This is a genomic window from Legionella sp. PATHC032, from assembly GCF_026191185.1.
In the GTDB taxonomy this organism is placed as follows: domain Bacteria; phylum Pseudomonadota; class Gammaproteobacteria; order Legionellales; family Legionellaceae; genus Legionella.
On the sequence record NZ_JAPHOV010000001.1, the window covers coordinates 1,872,707 to 1,890,246 of the forward strand.

Here is a 17,540-nt window from a genome sequence, read left to right on the forward strand (position 1 = left end):
CTAGGCAAGGGCAAAACTTGACGCAAGTGAACCCAAAACCAAGGTCCATCCATCGACCATCACAAACAACATGATTTTAAAAGGCAATGAAATAATCAATGGTGAAAGCATCATCATACCCATAGCCATCAAAACGCTGGATACAACAAGATCAATAATTAAAAAGGGTAAAAATAGAATAAAGCCTATCTGAAATGCTGTTTTTAACTCGCTAGTAATGAAAGCCGGGATGAGAATACTCATAGGAATCTCATCTAAAGTCTTTGGTACATTATGAGCAAATTTTTCAAATAAAGATAAATCATTTTTTCTCGTTTGATTCAGCATAAACTGACGAAGCGGCTTTTGCGCATTGGATAATGCCAGAGAAAAATCAATCCTTTCACTCATATAGGGTTGTATTGCCGTTTCATTAATTTTGTTGAATACAGGTGACATAACAAAATAAGTCATAAATAGAGCAATACCTATTAATATTTGATTGGTAGGCGTCTGGGCCATCCCTATTGCCTGACGTAAAATTGACAGAACAATAATTATCCTTGTAAATGACGTCATCGCCATCAGCAATCCTGGCAAAACAGTCAATAAAGTCATAAAAATTAGAATTTGCAGATTGATACTATAAGACTGCGAGCCATTAACTCCGGGTTGCATTGTGACAATAGGAAAGGATAAAGGGTCTGTGTGGCCTGTAACAGGTAATAAGAAAAATAATATAAGAATCAGTAACCAACTTTTAATTTTCATTTATGATTTTCCTATCGCTGACTTCAGAACATCGGCAAAAGAAGATTTATGATCAGCATCAAGCCCCTCGGGAAGTTGATTACCAAAATCACATATGAGATTAATAGAAGAGGAAGCCACGCCTACTAATAAATACCTGTCTCCAATTTTCAGCAATACAACTCTTTCTTTGGGGCCTAAAATCATACTTGCTACAGTTTGAAATCCTTTAGATGAAGTAATACTTACTTTATGCATACGCTTCACTATCCAAGATAAACAAATAATAATGAATAAAACAAATAAGAGCCCTGAAATAATTCGTATCAGTTCACCTCGGCTGATCGCGTTTGAACTTAAAGAAGATGACCAAACGACTGTACTGATTAGTGTAAGGCTCAAAAATGTCAAATGGAGTACTTTATTTTTCATTTGAGGCGTTTTATTCGTTCAGCCTTGCTAACAATATCAGTGAGTCTGACACCAAATTTATCGTTAACCACTACAACTTCACCATGCGCAACTAAAGTACCATTGACTAGCACATCAAGTGGATCTCCAGCTAGCCGATCAAGCGCTACGATGCCTCCCTGATTTAGTTGAAGTAAATTACGAATAGTCATTTTGGTGCGACCAATCTCGACTGTCACTGAGACAGGGATATCTAAAATTAACTCCAATTTCTCATTGCCAGGATCTGGATTCAGTGGATTTCCTTGATTTAATTGTTCCGTACTGGTTTCGTTCACTTGACTCATCCTTGTCCCCTAATAACGTATTATTTTAATTATTTTCAAAGCTCGTTTTTCATTTGCACTGCCTAATGTTGCAGTAAAGCTGGGTGTCCCTTCTATGTCCAAGGTTACTTCTTCATTTATTTCCAAAGGCACAAAATCTCCAACTTTCCAAGCCATTACTTGACCCAGAGTACTGACTGTTTCCGCCATTGATGCACTTACTGTCAATTCAACGTCCATGAGTTCTTCTTTCAGAGAATTAATCCAGTTAGGATCAATTTCATCATCAGGTCTTGATGCCCCCAACTCCAATTGCTGTTTGATAGGTTCAAGCATGGAGTAAGGTAATATAAAATAAAAAGCCCCTGTTTCCTTACCAAAATTTAAGACGAACCGCGCCACAAGCAACATTTCTTCTGGCTCAGCGATATTCACTAATTGGGGATTTGTTTCGTCATTGAATTTTGTTACATCAAGTTGAATGATTGGTTCCCAGGCATGTATTAAATTAGCTACCAATTTTTTAGTTACGACTTCCATAACACGAAGTTCAGTAGCAGTAAAATCTGTTTTATCTTTTTGAGCACCAAACTGGCTATTTCCGCCAAAATAATAATCGACCAGGTCATACACAAAGGTACTATCAAACAAAATAATTCCTTTGCCACGAAGAGGTTTGAATTTATAGATGCTTATCAAGCTAGGATTAGGTAAACTCCTCATAAATTCCTTATGCTTTGTAATAAGAAGCGGATCTTGTTTAATTTCAAAATCTCTAGCCGTTAAATGATAAATATCTGCTGCAAACAGACGAACTGCCCTGTCATAAATTTTGTCTAATACCGGAAGCTGTCCTTTAACAATACGTTCTTGTCCGGTAAAGTTAAGTGTTTTGACTCCCTCTTCTGTCACTTTTTTGTCAGAATCAAAAGTGGAATTTAATCCCTGACTGGTAGTATCTTCTGATTTTTTACGCGCTGGCCGATCCTCTGAGTTCAATTCCTCATCATTCGTTTCATCATCAATTGACTCATCCACTGAATCCAGTAATGCATCGATCTCTTCTTGTGATAACACATCTTTCTCAGTCATAAGTAATCCATTCGCATCTTAACCAGATTTTCAAAATCATTCTAAAATTGAAGTGTTGATTAATTTAAAATTAGCTCAATCAATTCAGTAACGACCATAGAATGGTTATGTCCATGCAAAGCCCATGCCACTCAAGAAATATATCAATAAATCAAATAGATAAATCAATAATCAAACCTTAATTAACTCATTCAATTCGACTCTGACAATGTTTTGACATACAAAATCTCAAGGTTTATATTGCAGGACTTATATCCCTCAAGGTCGAGGCAAAAAATGTTTTTGATGAGCGAGTTTAGATAAACTAAGCGACTAATTAAAAATATTTTTTAACAAAGAGATTGGGAGAGGAGTAAGCCCTGATTGATAAATAAATACTTGTTTTGTCTTTATACAATCTTTTTAGTATGCCTTGAGGGAGTGTAGCCGCTTCAAAAAAATAACTGTTTAGAAAATCTTCCATTTAGTCTACTGCTTGTTGCTCACATTTATCTTCAGCTAAACTTTGGCAATTGGAATTACAATCTATTTCATCAGAGGTTAAACAAATATCGTCCAGGCATTGCTGATAATTTTCCCCAACACATTCTTCCATATTTAATTTATCAGTATCTTGATCCAGGCTGGGAATATCCTCAGCAAATCCTATCAGGGAAAAGAATAAAAAGCAGGCTATGATGACAAGATTGAATATTTTGTTCATTAGAATACCTTCCATTAACATTTGATTTAATTATAGACAGCCTATTGCCTTTGTTCCTGTTTCCATAATAAAAAAATCATGCGACACTCACTCAACTATCTATTTAAAAAAATTCTGATATGCGCAGCAAAAAAATCTTATTAACTAATTTTACCCGCGCGATTTATAGTGAATCCTGTTGTATACGGCCAGACACAGAGAAAGAACTTATTCACTATGTTGCACAAAATCAGCCTAAAAACATGCTAACTAGAGGTGCGGGATTGAGTTACAGTGATGGCTGTCTAAATCAAGATGGTCTGGTCATTGATACTAGTCGCTTTAATCATTTCATCGATTTTGATGCCGAAACTGGCATTGTGGTATGTCAGGGTGGAACACCATTTAAGGATCTGTTTTTACTTCATGATGAATTTATTCCCCCTGTCCTGCCAGGCACGGCATTTGCCACTGTAGCAGGTGGAATAGCCCATGATGTTCATGGTAAAAATAACCATTCTGCGGGAAGTTTTGGCCATCATATTTCTTGGTTTGATTTATTGATAGGCGATAAAATCATGCATTGTAGCCACGAAAAAAATAGTGATTTATTTTTCGCAACTATAGCAGGTTTAGGTTTAACAGGCATTATTACGCGAGTTGCCATTCGTCTTAAAAAAGCACCACGCCACCTGGCAATAAAAAATAAACCATTTGCATCTATCCAAGAATTAATTGCAGAAATGACGGCTTATGGTCTGCAACAAGATTATCAAGTAGCCTGGTTAGATTTATTATACTCAGAACCCCGAGCCATTTTATCAACAGCAAATTATTGTGAATCTCTAACCTTTCCCGATAAAAAATTTAAAATCTATAGTCTGCCTAAATTACCATTTGGACTTATCAAAAAATGGAATATAAAATTATTTAATCAATATTTTTACTTAAGACAAAAAGAAAATGCAATGATGAGTCTCACCCAATACAACAACCCTCTGGATAAAATATCACATTGGAACCGACTTTATGGACCCGGAGGACTCATCCAGTTTCAAGCCGTATTTGATAAAGATAAGGCAATACAAATTATTAACCACATAGTAGAAATTATTAGGGCTCATAATGCTACTCCAACCCTCAGTGTCCTCAAATTATTCACACAACCTGGATTAGGTTTGCTTTCCTTTTGTCGACCTGGATTTACTCTGGCTATTGATTTTATTAATAATCCCCATGCTAAAAAAGCGATAAGCGCGATGAATCAATTCATGGTAGAAAATAATGGGTGTATTTATTTGGCTAAGGATTTATTACTAAATCCAGAACAATACTTTTCAATGTACGAAAATCAATCGAAATTTGCTCAAATACTTACAAAATATCGATGCCCCATGCGTTCAGATCTTGCAATACGTTTAGGAATCATAAAATGATGCAGAGAAAATGGATTGTTTTAGGAGCTACTTCAGTTATCGCCGAACAATTCGCACATCTTGCTGCGCAAGCCGGTAACCATTTATGTTTGGTTGCACGTAATCCCGAACAACTAGCCTTGATCTCAAAAGACATTCAATTGCGATATAAAATCCCTTGTGACGAGATAACTATGAATTTATCCGAGCCTAATGAGCAATTGCTTGCCATTTTAGAAACTGGAGAAAGAGAATTAGATTTATTTATTGCCCATTGTGATTTTACCGACAATGACCATTTGAATCTCCAATCGATTAAACATTTAATTGATACCAATATCTCATCTACGGCGATCTTGATTAATGCCTATTTACAATCCAAACAAGAAAAACATCATATCGTTTATTTAAGTTCTGTTGCTGCCTGCCGAGGCCGCGCCAAAAATAGTCTTTATGGTGCCAGTAAAGCAGCAATTGAACTATTTCTCGAAGGCGTGCAACAAAAAGCAACTTCAGGCCAAAATATCTTAATCGCTCGCCTTGGATACATTGATACAAGACAAACTTATGGACTATCAGGAATTTTTTACGCGGCACAACCTCATGACTGTGCAAAGGTATGCTGGGAAAAAATAAATCATAAAAAAAGATTTTTTTACTATCCTGCTTTCTGGAAAGTAATCATGGGTATTATTACAAAGCTCCCTTTTTTCATTTATAAAAGAATGGGAAAAATATAAGTAATATTATTGCAATGATTCGTTTTTATCAGTTATAACCTCAATTATAGGCTTTTGTAGAATGATAAAAACTATCCTAGTATTAATTTAAGTCATATCAGGATTGGTATCAAAATAATGAATATTGCCGATTTGCAATCTTTTCTTGCAGTCGTGGAGCTCCACTCTATCTCTTTAGCTGCCAAAAAATTACATATTACTCAGCCTGCTTTAAGTAAAAGAATTAAAAAACTTGAATCGGAATGGAATACTCAACTTTTTATTTCTTCAGGATTAAGAACTGAGCTCACTGAAAAAGGAAAACAATTATTGCCTTATGTTCGACAAATGGTTTATCTGAGCGATGAGTTAATTAACAATACCGGTAAAGATAAAAAAAAGCCTCAATTACTGCTTAATATTGGTACCACAGTATACATTGCACAGACCATTATTCCTCCTCTGATTATCCATATGAGTTCCTTGGATTTGAACTATTTTATTAACACGAAACTGATTGCTGACAAAGATGTAGCTCTTGGTTTAAGTGAAGGGGCTTATGATCTGATTATATCCCCGTTCATAAATAATTCTGCTGAAATTAAATCTGTACCTTTATGGAGAGAAAAACTTATCCCTGTTGTCGGAATATCACATCCTCTGGCACAAATTAAAGAAAAGCTATCCTTTACTGAATTAGTTGAATTTGATGCGGTATTTATGGAAAAAAACTTTACAATACGCCAAATTATTGACAAAGAAGCCGAAAAACAAAAGTTGACACTCAAAATAAGAGCTGAAGCCAATATAATTTATAATAACATTGCTCTTGTCGAACAGGGTATGGCCTGGAGTATAATTAATGAACGCTTATTGAATCCTAATTTAAATCCACTCCAACTATCTGATTATGCTCCCAGCATTGATTTTTATTGTCATTTTCTTAAGAAACGTACAGATGAACGATTGATCCGTATTTTTATTGATAATTTGGTCAATTGGGTTAATACCTCGAGTGAATTAAGTTCTTTTTCTATTGCTAATTAGAGAACCTCTTTATAGCCTTGTCACAACATCTGCAGAACCCCAACCCCTGTTTCAAGAAATCTCTCAGGCTAGACTTAGCCCAAGAGATACCCGTTAAAAATTACCGATTTAAGTCAGCTTTGCACTATCCAAGCTACTGTAATCATTTTCAACACCTTCACCTTCTTCCTTCTCCGGTATCAAATAAGCAGATGAAGAACGATTGTTACCAAAAATTCCTAACTGAACTCTAACTGAGCTATTGCTCCTTGATGATGCATCGGACTTTTGGGTAGCATGAGTACTTACAGCATCCTCAGAGCGCGATATTACTCTAATTTCTTCTTTTATCTTCGCATGACCATGATTCATTTTTTTAATTTTGCTTGTTAATTCAGAAATTTCTATATTCAGTTTTTCTAATTCTTCGGTTAATCCCTCAAGCTGTCTATTTAATTCCTTTTTATTCTTCTTTTTAAGAGAGGAGTCCTTCAATTGAGTTTCCACAGCATCAATCTGAGCTCTCAACATAGATGCTTGTAGCATCAAACTCTTCATAGGAGCCACAACTATTCTTCTGGATTCACTTCCCATGTGTGTTAATTTTTCAATGATAGTATGTCGAGTATTAGCCAAGTGCTCTAACTTGTCAGCATGCCTTTCTTTAAAAGGAATTCCGTTATCAGGATACGCAATAAAACACTCCAGGATGGGTTTCAACTGATTAGTAAATTGTATTAATCCCAACAAATCTTCTGCAGTGTATAAACCAAACTCGTTGGTGAAATGCGGAGCCATAATAATAGCAAGATTTTCCCATGTCATTAGATTGGTTTCATGAAAGCATCCTGCTGTATGCATTAAGTAACAATAATGATAAAGAATTTCTCCAACCCGTTGATGGTCAAGTATTTTTGAAAGCAATAAAGAATCAATAAAGTTATCCAGCAACTGTACTATTACGTCAGTATTTTCAACATCACTCTTTTCAGAACCCAATAGATTTTTTAATTCTGTTGTAAAATGCTTGAGCAATGGATCTCCGGTTTTCAACAATACACTTTCTTTAAGAACTAAAGGCAACATTCCCAACACATTATTCAGATGTAAATTATTTATCTGGTCATCTTCTACGATATAATCCGCCAAATTCTCCACATTAAAATTCTCATCAATGATTTGATCAAGCAATTTTTCTGATTCTTCTCTTGATCCAGCCAGTCGAAATACTCCTGGTCTGTCTAATAGCTCTGGGTTTTGTGATACTAATTGGGCAACACAGCGAAATACATTGACAATCACATGAGTACTATATGGTGGTGGCATGACAAATTCTCCGGTTGAATTTTGAACAAAATATCATGGGATCAAAATTAAATCAATTATTCTTAATGAAATACAAATCTGAATTTTTCGAGCCACATTAAGGTCTTTTCGATTAAGTTCATCTCAAATTTTTACTTGAGATGAACTTTATGTTCTAGGATACAATCTTGATTGTCTAATACAAAACGGCCTATTAAAATAGGCCGTTCCTGATTAATTTGAGGGAGCAAAAATCACTTTAAAATTTTAATCATTGGTAATATTGTTTTTATTACTCCAAAAAATTGCAAAATATAAATGATTAAAATGATTAACACTAAAATATTTAACAGACTTTTAATAGCCCCAGGCATAGGTATAAAAACATTAATTAGCCATAGGCCTACACCAAAAACCACTATCACTGCGATTAAATTAAGCAAGTCATTCATAATAGTGCTCATTAGTGAACCAGTGTCTATATTATAGCAAATCCATAAACAATTTGTTTTTCAGTAGTCGATAAGAATAATCTGGAAATATTAAAAATTTTCAATCATGTCCTTTATTTCCCTGATCTTACTGTTCAAATCTTCAGGAACAACTCCTCCACCTTGAGCCATATCATCTCGACCGCCTCCTTTACCGCAAAGATGCCTTACTAATTGAGCAGCACTTGGTGCTTTACCAATAATATTCTTACTCACCCCGGCAATGACATTCATTTTATTCTGTTCAGCAGTAAATAATATTATCACCGCTGAATCAATTCTTGATTTCAATTGATCCATAGTATGGCGCATGGTTTGACTATCCATCCCCTCTAACTGCTTAATCAATAAATTAATACCCCTAATCTGCTCCACCTCACCCAGAATATCTGCTCCAGATTTTTGTGCTTTTTCACTTAAAAGTTTTGCAATCATTTTTTCTTGATTTTTATTATCAAGCAATAATTGAGAAACTTTTTCCTGTAGATTATTAGGTGTTGTTTTAAGGGTAGCTGCCAGATTATTCATAAATCCTAATTGTTCATTAACCCAAGCCAATGCATAACGACCCGTAACCATCTCAATTCGCCTGATACCGCTGGCAATGCCATATTCTGCTACGATTTTGAAAAGACCTATATCACCAGTCCGTCGTGCATGAGTTCCTCCGCAAAGCTCCTTGGAAAAGTCGCCCATGGATAATACCCGTACCGAATCGGAGTATTTTTCCCCAAACAAAGCAACAGCACCACTTTGCTTGGCTGACTCAATGTCCATTACTTGAGTTATTACTTCATTATTTGCTCGAATCTGTGCATTAACTACCTCTTCAATTTGCTGGATTTGTTGAGGAGTCAATGGCTCAAAATGAGAAAAGTCAAAACGTGCCCGTTCAGCATCCACCAAAGATCCTCGCTGTTGAACATGTTGTCCTACAATTTGTTTTAAAGCAGCATGTAACAAATGAGTTGCAGTATGATTCAAACGAATTGCATCACGTCTGATATTATCTACTTGCGCATGAATTGATAAATCTAAAGTGAGCTCGCCTTTGATTACTTCTCCATAATGTACGACGGCTTGCCCTACTTTTTGTGTATCATCCACTTGAAAAGAAAATTCCTTTCCTATGAGCAATCCTTTATCTCCTACCTGGCCGCCACTTTCAGCATAAAATGGGGTATGATCAAGAATTACAGCCCCTTTTGCTCCCTTATTAAGAGATTTCACTTCATTACCTTCTTGAAGCAATCCAATAATCTTCGCTTCCATAGATTCTTTTTCATACCCATGAAACTCAGACTGATGATCCAATTGAGACACGGCGTGATAATCGGTAGTAAACTGGCTGGCAGCCTGAGACTGCTCTCTTTGTTGCTGCATCAATTGATTAAAGGCTTCCATATCAATATACAAACCTTGTTCACGAATGATATCTGCTGTCAAATCGATAGGGAAACCATAAGTATCATACAACTTGAATGCTACTTCCCCTGATAGCTCCTGGCCTTGCAAATTTTTAATATGATCTTGCAATAAACGCAATCCTTGCTCCAAAGTACGGATAAACTGATTTTCTTCTTGTTGCAAGATCTTTTCTATATGCGCTTTTGAATTGATTAATTCGGGGTAAGCATCCCCCATAACATCAATTAAAGACTGGACAAGTTTGGAAAAAAATGGGCTGGACAAACCTAATTTATTTCCATGTCTGACTGCTCTGCGGATAATTCTTCTTAATACATATCCTCTGCCTTCATTACTAGGCAAAACCCCATCAACTATCAAAAAAGAGCAGGAACGAATATGATCTGCAATCACTTTTAAGGAAGTATGATTTAAATCAATGCCGTAGCCCAATTGTGCTATTGCTTTGATCAAATACTGAAAACTATCAATTTCATAATTACTATGAACACCTTGAATAACCGCAGCTAATCTTTCCAATCCCATGCCAGTATCAACAGAGGGCTTTGGCAAAGGGTGCAAGCATCCCTCTCGATCCCTGTTAAATTGCATGAATACCAGATTCCATATTTCTATATAACGATCTCCGTCTTCATCTGGACTGCCTGGAGGTCCGCCTGCCACTTCAGGACCATGATCATAAAAAATTTCCGTACATGGACCACATGGCCCTGTATCCCCCATTGACCAGAAATTATCTTTTTCTCCACATCGAGAAAACCGCTCAGGAGATACCTTCATTTCCTTTAACCAAATATCTTCTGCTTCCAAATCTTCTTTATAAACCGTAACCCAAAGTCGTTCTGTCGGTATGTGTAAAACTTCTGTCAGAAATTCCCAAGCATATTGAATCGCTTCGCGTTTAAAATAATCACCAAAACTAAAATTACCCAACATTTCAAAAAATGTATGGTGTCTGGCCGTATAACCAACATTTTCCAAATCATTATGTTTACCACCCGCGCGCACACAGCGCTGCGCTGAAACAGCACGCTGGTAAGGACGGGTTTCAAGACCTAAAAAAAGATCTTTGAATTGCACCATACCTGCATTGGTAAATAACAAAGTTGGGTCATTTGAAGGGATCAATGAACTAGAAGCTACTAATTGATGACCGCGTTGAACAAAATAATTAAGGAATGCTTGTCTAATTTCAGAACTTTTCATTTTTTAATATTTACCAGTTAAATTAAGTAAGAAGATTTAACCTCTTTAAATACCTTTGAAATAACATCCCTATCAAACCCTCGATACAGCAAAAAGCGCTGCTGTTTTTGCATTTCACTATAAGAGAAATCATCCTGTCTCTTAAATTTTTTCTCCCATGCCCGCAAAGCATAATCAACCCAATTATCTCTTTCTTCCTGTAGAACACTTTGAATGAGTTCAGGGTCTACACCCTTGTTTTTTAGTTCCTGTATGATCTTTAAAGGGCCATAGCCTTGATGAATTCGAGCTCTGATATAACTTTCTACATAACGTTCATCGCTCTGATACCCAAGACGTTGACATTCATTCAAAGCATTTTGAACATCATTGAGATTAAATCCTTTTTGTTTCAGTTTATCACATAACTCCATAGCGCTATATTCGCGCCTGCTTAACAGGCGCAAAGCGCTATCGAATGCTTTAGTCATCTATAGTCTCAAAAAGATCTTCTGATGAACTAGCCAACACAGACAATTTTTTTTCCAACAGTTCAGTACGGATTTGTTGTTCAAGCTCTGCAGCGACTTGGGGATTTTCTTTCAAATATAATCTGACATTTTCTTTACCCTGCCCGATTTTTTCCTGTTTGTAGCTGTACCAGGCGCCTGATTTCTCAATTAAATTCAATTGAACACCCAGATTAATAATTTCACTCTCACGGGATATACCTTCGTTATATAAAATATCAAACTCTGTCATTTTAAACGGTGGAGCTACCTTATTTTTAACTACTTTAACCCGGGTTTCACTGCCTAATATTTCTTCACCCTTTTTAATTGAGCCAATACGACGAATATCCAAACGAACCGAAGCATAAAACTTCAAAGCATTACCCCCTGTAGTAGTTTCAGGGCTACCAAACATCACACCAATTTTCATGCGTATTTGGTTAATAAAAATAACCAGTGTGTTTGAACGTTTAATATTAGCAGTCAATTTACGTAGAGCTTGCGACATCAGCCTTGCCTGTAAACCAACATGGGAATCTCCCATTTCTCCCTCAATTTCTGCTTTGGGAGTCAAGGCAGCAACTGAGTCAATTATGACTACATCAACTGCTGCTGAACGCACTAGCATATCAGTAATTTCCAGAGCTTGCTCGCCTGTATCCGGCTGAGAAACCAACAGCTCATCCACCTTCACACCAAGTTTCTGAGCATAGCTTGGATCCAGAGCGTGTTCCGCATCGATAAATGCTGCTGTACCACCCATTTTTTGACATTCAGCGATCACTTGAAGAGTGAGTGTGGTTTTACCTGAAGACTCAGGGCCATAAATTTCAACAATACGGCCTTTTGGCAAACCGCCTATCCCTAAGGCAATATCAAGACCTAATGAACCAGTAGAGATTGCTTCGATATCCCGAGATACCGTGCTATCTCCCATGCGCATTACGGATCCTTTGCCAAATTGACGTTCAATTTGCGAAAGCGCTGCTGATAGTGCTTTTTGTTTATTCTCTTCCATAATTTATTCCAGATTATAATGTGTGCAAGAACAAAATTATCACACAGATATGGGCGAGCAGCAAACAGTAATCGTTGTGTATTACTAAATAAAAGCAGCATACAACAATCAATTCTAGCCCTTTTATTTATAAGCTGTAGGACATGATCACTTATCCAAAAATCAAAGTATTGTCAGTTTGAGCTTCAAACCTTGATTTTTAGCTTGGTAACGGGGCAATATAAAAAATATACAGACAATCCGACACAAAAACCAAGGTTTTACAATCAAAATAACAAAAATATCAGTTACTCATAATGCTGTGTCATAATTTATTGACCTTGAGATGAGTAAGTAATCTGGGAACAAAAATAACAGCGGCTAAAACAACACCACCGAAAAATAATAAATTGCTTGTTGAAAAGAAGGAGTTCTTTTTATCAGACACTTCAGTTGAAGGTTTTTTTTCTGTCGTAATATTTTCCTCATCCACCTTGTTGTCCAAAGAAAGAGACTGAGGAGGAGCAGAAGTAGTTTCTTTATTTTCTTTATAACGACCAAGCAAGGTATTTAACTTAATATCATGGTCTTTTGCCTTTGAGAGTGCCGACTCATAGGTTAATTCAGCGTCGAAAACCCCAAAGCCTGACTGTTGCAAAAACTCTTCACTATGCTGATGCAATTTGTCTATTTCATTTCCGAATTCAACATATCTTGTCGTTGCATTTTTTCTTAATACATTGAGCTTGTTATGAGGGATGCTATCATCAAACACCATATCCGGATTTTTTCTTACCTCTCTTGCCAAATTTAAAATGGAATACACTATCTGAACACTATCATGTTGACATTGCTGTTGAATTTCAGTGCTTGGCTGTGAAAAACCTTTATCACTAAAACTCTTAATTTCTGAAAGCCTGAGTAATTGCTCTTTTGTTCTATTATAGACTGTGTCTTTAGAGTTATTTTCAATAAGCAACCATTCTGCATAGGATCTCAGATATTCTTGCTCCACATAAAATTTTACTTGCTCAAAAACATGATCAAAAATGGTCATATCCATTGAGTCAGATTTTGAATTGGTTTCTATTTCCTTTAATAACTTCTCCGCGAATCCTAATAATTCATTCACCTCTTCGTATATGAGAGCGGCGTTTATTATCGCATCTTCACCTACTTTAAGTTTTGCGAGCTCAACATATTTTTCAATCTGGATATCAATCAGACCACATAAAAACTCAAACAACCTTGTATATTGACTCATATTTTTTCCTATTTTTTAAATCAAATAAATTATTATACTTCTTGTGCAACTTTAGTTATTCAGTTTAAAACAAGAAACGCATTTTCGAGGGTTCGTAGATTTTCATTGTATAAATCCACTCTACGAAATATTTGCGTTACAGCTATAAAACAAAAGACACTGTTTATGCAAGAGATTTATTGTAATTTTTATTGGCTGAATGGTAAAAACAAGAATTTGGGACTAAATAATAGAGTTGAAATAATACAAACTATTGATATTTTATTAATCTATGTTTTTAAAAAGCTATTCGGTTAGCCACAGAGTTTTTTAAGAGTTGAAAGAACTCCATTTAAAGCATATTGACAGGAAGACAAACGTATTTCTTGCCGACTTCCACTGAATTGCTGTCTTGATGTTTGTTGAAATTGATGACGGACTGCCCAGGCAAAGCATACAGTACCTACTGGTTTTTCAATACTGCCTCCTTCTGGACCTGCAATACCGGTAACTGATACAGCGATATTACCTATGCTATGTTGTAATGCACCAACAGCCATAGCCAAAGCCACTTCTTCACTGACTGCCCCATAGATTTGTATTAGCTCGTGAGCAACAGAAAGCATTTCTTCTTTAGCTAAATTGCTATAAGTAACAAAACCACGATCAAACCAATTTGAGCTTCCAGGTATTTCAGTAAGGCAAGTAGCAATTAAACCTCCCGTACAAGATTCCGCAGTAACTAATTGCCATTTGGCTTTTTTTAAATAGATAGCTATTTCTTCAACCAGTATCGAGAAATGACTCATACCTTTCACCTATAAAAAACCCCATAAAACATCTATGGGGTTTTCTTGATAATTTAAATAAATAATACTGAAATTAATCTTATTGGCCTTGCCCTTCAGTAGAAGGTTGGGCTTGGTTATTTCCAGTATTTTCACCACCTTGTTGTTGCTGATCAGTTGGTTGTTGTTGCTGCTGCTGATCAGTCTTTGTATCTGCAGGCTTCGAGCCCTCACCGCATCCAGTTAAAAATAATGCCAGGCAACTAGCAGCAGCAATCATAGCTAAACGATTCATAATCACTCTCCCTATTTATTTTTTGTAATATCACGTTAATTCTAGCAAATATTCTTATTAAGTGAAGAACTTATCTTCTGAACTTAAAAAATAAAATTTATATTTTGCTGCAGTATGTTAAATTAAATGGCATAAACCATGTCTTAGTAATCATTTTGGCAAACTCATAGTAATTTGCGAATTTTAAAAATCATACTTATTTTTTAGACACATCAGGGTTATATTTAATACTCTTTTTGATCATATTGATTTTATTATATCCATAAAACCAATACCAACGACATGCCTTACTGACTTCATACAACACTTTTGTTAAAATTGGGGCAATTTCAATCGGCTCAATCACTATGGCTAGCTCTCACACACCAATGATGCAGCAATATTTGCGCATTAAATCAGACTATCCGGACATGCTCTTATTTTATCGCATGGGTGATTTTTATGAATTGTTTTTTGATGATGCCAAACGGGCGTCGCAACTTTTGGATTTAACTCTGACTCATAGAGGACAATCTGCTGACAAACCTATTCCCATGGCCGGCGTTCCCTATCATGCAGTGGAAAACTATTTGGCACGATTGTTAAAGAAAGGAGAATCCGTAGCCATCTGTGAACAAATTGGAGACCCAGCTACCAGCAAAGGACCTGTAGAAAGACAAGTCACACGAATTATTACCCCGGGTACAGTAACTGACGAAGCATTATTAGATGCCAGAAAAGATAATGTTTTGTTGGCCATACACAACCAAAAACAAAAAATTGGTATTGCGTGGGTTGATTTAGGTGGCGGTCGTTTTCATTTGCAGGAATTAACAGAAGAACATCAATTAAATGCAGAATTAGTGCGCCTGCAACCAGCAGAGATCCTCTTCAAGGAATCCGCACCACTTCCTTCATTTTGTTCTAACTTTGCTGTTAAATTAAGACCAGGATGGGAATTTGATGCAAATAACGCACATAATTTATTATGTGAACAATTCTCAGTGACAGATCTCTCGGCCTTTGGTGAACAAAATTACCCCACTGCCTTGATTGCTGCAGGCGCTTTATTAGCTTATTTAAAAACCACTCAAAAACAGTCATTACCACATCTTACAACACTTACTCTTGAACAATCCGAGGATTACCTGCAACTGGACGCATCGACTCAAAGGCATTTGGAGCTTTTTGAAAATATACAAGGTGGTAGTGAACACTGTTTGCTTTCCATACTAGATAAAACAGCTTGTGCCATGGGAAGCCGTTTACTCAAGCGTTGGCTGGGAAAACCATTAAAACAACATGCAATCATTCAAACAAGACAACAAGCCATTAAAGAAATTATTTTTCTTCAACAAGACGTTTCACTTCATCAGCTTATTAAACAATGCGCTGATGTGGAGCGAATTGTATCACGTATTGCTTTAAAATCAGCGCGCCCACGTGATTTGGTTTCCTTATTGCAAACTCTGACACTGCTTCCAGCAATCCATGAAGAATTACAAGAAAACAATACCTTGTTAATCAATGAAATCAAGAGAGAAATAAGCCCTCTCCCACTGCTGCAGCAACTGCTTGAAACAGCCATTATAGATAACCCGCCAATGCTAATAAGGGATGGAGGAGTCATTGCTCCAGGATTTGATGAAGAACTGGATGAATTGCGTAATTTAAGCAACAATGCTCATGAAACACTAGTAAAACTTGAACAGGAAGAAAAAGATCGCACGGGATTATCTACTCTAAAACTAGGTTACAATAGCGTTCATGGATTTTATATTGAACTATCAAAAGCACAAGCTGAAAATGCTCCGCCTCATTTTCACAGAAAGCAAACTTTAAAAAATGTCGAACGTTATATTACTCCCGAGCTAAAGTTATTCGAAGATAAGGTGCTTTCAGCTCAATCCAAAGCATTGACTCGCGAAAAATGGCTATATGACAATTTACTTGAAGAAATTCAGCAATACATACCTGAATTATCGGATCTTGCAAAATCTCTGGCTCAATTGGACGTATTAGTCACTTTTGCTGAAAGAGCACAAAGTTTGAATTGGAATTGCCCGAATCTCGTTCCTGAATTGGGCATTATGATAAAAGCAGGACGACATCCTGTCATTGAGCCATTACTACAAGAACGATTTATTGCTAACGATTTAGAACTTAAACCCAATCAGAATATGTTACTAATCACTGGTCCCAACATGGGCGGCAAATCAACCTTCATGAGGCAAACAGCCTTAATCGTGCTGCTGGCACATGCTGGAAGTTTTGTACCTGCTGATGAAGCTATATTAGGCCCATTAGACCGAATCTTTACTCGCATTGGAGCCAGTGATGATTTATCCTCAGGACGTTCAACTTTTATGGTGGAAATGACTGAGACAGCTCAAATATTAAGGCAAGCGACTAACCAAAGTCTCGTATTAATCGATGAAATTGGCCGAGGCACTAGTACCTATGATGGAATGGCATTAGCTTATGCAAGCTGTGCTTTCCTTGCATCTAAAATTAAAGCCTATACTTTGTTTTCTACCCATTACCTGGAATTGACCGAATTACCCAAACAATTCTCTTGTATTCGCAACGTGCATTTGCAGGCTTCCATAAATACAGGACAAATTGTTTTCTTGTATCGTGTTGAAGAAGGTTGTGCGAATCGAAGTTACGGATTAGAAGTCGCAGAATTGGCTGGTATACCTAAAGAAGTGCTAAAGCTGGCGCATGAACATCTGAATCAGATACAAGATACTCAATCTATCCTGGTCCAAACTCAAATAACAAAGCCTCCAGCCTCTCCAATTTTAACTGAATTAAAAAAAATTGATCCAGACAAATTAACTGCCAAAGAAGCATTGGATTTAATTTATAAGTTAAAACACTTGGAGTGTGTCGAGGGCATAAACTGATATAGTTG

Annotated in this window: 17 protein-coding genes; 4 read left to right on the forward strand and 13 right to left on the reverse strand. The window is 36.4% G+C overall.

Translation table 11 applies throughout. From position 1 onward, the window contains the following. The 5 genes from fliP to OQJ02_RS08450 form a co-directional block, all read right to left on the reverse strand. A complete protein-coding gene (gene fliP / locus OQJ02_RS08430) occupies window positions 1–750 on the reverse strand; it encodes a flagellar type III secretion system pore protein FliP (protein ID WP_265718756.1) in 750 nt (249 codons plus the stop codon). Continuing rightward, on the reverse strand, window positions 751–1,161 hold the full coding sequence (gene fliO, locus OQJ02_RS08435) for a flagellar biosynthetic protein FliO (protein WP_265718757.1): 411 nt from the start codon (window positions 1,159–1,161) through the stop codon (window positions 751–753). Then, entirely contained in the window at window positions 1,158–1,487 is a 330-nt protein-coding gene (fliN, locus tag OQJ02_RS08440) for a flagellar motor switch protein FliN (protein ID WP_265718758.1), read from the reverse strand. Before fliN ends, fliO begins: the two co-directional genes overlap by 4 nt. 9 nt (window positions 1,488–1,496) lie before the next feature. Further along, complete coding sequence (gene fliM, locus OQJ02_RS08445; RefSeq protein WP_265718759.1) at window positions 1,497–2,558, reverse strand: flagellar motor switch protein FliM; 1,062 nt, start codon at window positions 2,556–2,558, stop codon at window positions 1,497–1,499. A 463-nt stretch (window positions 2,559–3,021) separates the two neighbouring features. Beyond that, on the reverse strand, window positions 3,022–3,261 hold the full coding sequence (locus tag OQJ02_RS08450) for a hypothetical protein (RefSeq protein ID WP_044497130.1): 240 nt from the start codon (window positions 3,259–3,261) through the stop codon (window positions 3,022–3,024). Window positions 3,262–3,380: 119 nt separating this feature from the next. Here OQJ02_RS08450 and OQJ02_RS08455 point away from each other — a divergent pair, with 119 nt between their 5' ends. The 3 genes from OQJ02_RS08455 to OQJ02_RS08465 all read left to right on the forward strand — a co-directional run bounded on the left by OQJ02_RS08455 (window position 3,381) and on the right by OQJ02_RS08465 (window position 6,421). Continuing rightward, entirely contained in the window at window positions 3,381–4,676 is a 1,296-nt protein-coding gene (locus OQJ02_RS08455) for an FAD-binding oxidoreductase (RefSeq protein WP_265718760.1), read from the forward strand. After that, window positions 4,673–5,395 carry an SDR family NAD(P)-dependent oxidoreductase gene (locus OQJ02_RS08460; RefSeq protein ID WP_265718761.1) on the forward strand — a complete coding sequence of 241 codons (723 nt, stop codon included), beginning with the start codon at window positions 4,673–4,675 and terminating at the stop codon, window positions 5,393–5,395. Before OQJ02_RS08455 ends, OQJ02_RS08460 begins: the two co-directional genes overlap by 4 nt. 117 nt (window positions 5,396–5,512) lie before the next feature. Then, a complete protein-coding gene (locus OQJ02_RS08465; protein WP_265718762.1) occupies window positions 5,513–6,421 on the forward strand; it encodes a LysR family transcriptional regulator in 909 nt (302 codons plus the stop codon). A gap of 108 nt (window positions 6,422–6,529) precedes the next feature. On the opposite strand, the gene OQJ02_RS08470 is transcribed toward OQJ02_RS08465, so the two are convergent. From OQJ02_RS08470 to OQJ02_RS08505, 8 genes are all read right to left on the reverse strand, one after another. Next, window positions 6,530–7,726, reverse strand: a complete 1,197-nt coding sequence (locus OQJ02_RS08470; RefSeq protein WP_265718763.1) for a RhoGAP domain-containing protein — start codon at window positions 7,724–7,726, stop codon at window positions 6,530–6,532. 233 nt (window positions 7,727–7,959) lie between these two features. Then, entirely contained in the window at window positions 7,960–8,157 is a 198-nt protein-coding gene (locus OQJ02_RS08475; RefSeq protein ID WP_265719815.1) for a Thivi_2564 family membrane protein, read from the reverse strand. Between the two features lie 90 nt (window positions 8,158–8,247). Next, entirely contained in the window at window positions 8,248–10,830 is a 2,583-nt protein-coding gene (gene alaS / locus OQJ02_RS08480) for an alanine--tRNA ligase (RefSeq protein ID WP_265718764.1), read from the reverse strand. A 17-nt stretch (window positions 10,831–10,847) separates the two neighbouring features. Next, a complete protein-coding gene (recX, locus tag OQJ02_RS08485; RefSeq protein ID WP_265718765.1) occupies window positions 10,848–11,300 on the reverse strand; it encodes a recombination regulator RecX in 453 nt (150 codons plus the stop codon). Further along, on the reverse strand, window positions 11,293–12,339 hold the full coding sequence (recA, locus tag OQJ02_RS08490; protein ID WP_010947527.1) for a recombinase RecA: 1,047 nt from the start codon (window positions 12,337–12,339) through the stop codon (window positions 11,293–11,295). Before recA ends, recX begins: the two co-directional genes overlap by 8 nt. A gap of 304 nt (window positions 12,340–12,643) precedes the next feature. Next, window positions 12,644–13,582 carry a hypothetical protein gene (locus tag OQJ02_RS08495; RefSeq protein WP_265718766.1) on the reverse strand — a complete coding sequence of 313 codons (939 nt, stop codon included), beginning with the start codon at window positions 13,580–13,582 and terminating at the stop codon, window positions 12,644–12,646. Between the two features lie 293 nt (window positions 13,583–13,875). Then, window positions 13,876–14,370, reverse strand: coding sequence for a CinA family protein (locus tag OQJ02_RS08500; protein ID WP_265718767.1), 495 nt, complete (start codon window positions 14,368–14,370; stop codon window positions 13,876–13,878). A gap of 79 nt (window positions 14,371–14,449) precedes the next feature. Beyond that, window positions 14,450–14,644 (reverse strand): hypothetical protein, encoded by a 195-nt coding sequence (locus OQJ02_RS08505; protein ID WP_011946739.1) that lies wholly within the window; start codon window positions 14,642–14,644, stop codon window positions 14,450–14,452. 347 nt (window positions 14,645–14,991) lie between these two features. Between OQJ02_RS08505 and mutS the strand changes: the two genes are divergently transcribed. Beyond that, window positions 14,992–17,532, forward strand: a complete 2,541-nt coding sequence (gene mutS / locus OQJ02_RS08510; protein ID WP_265718768.1) for a DNA mismatch repair protein MutS — start codon at window positions 14,992–14,994, stop codon at window positions 17,530–17,532. Window positions 17,533–17,540 lie beyond the last annotated feature (8 nt).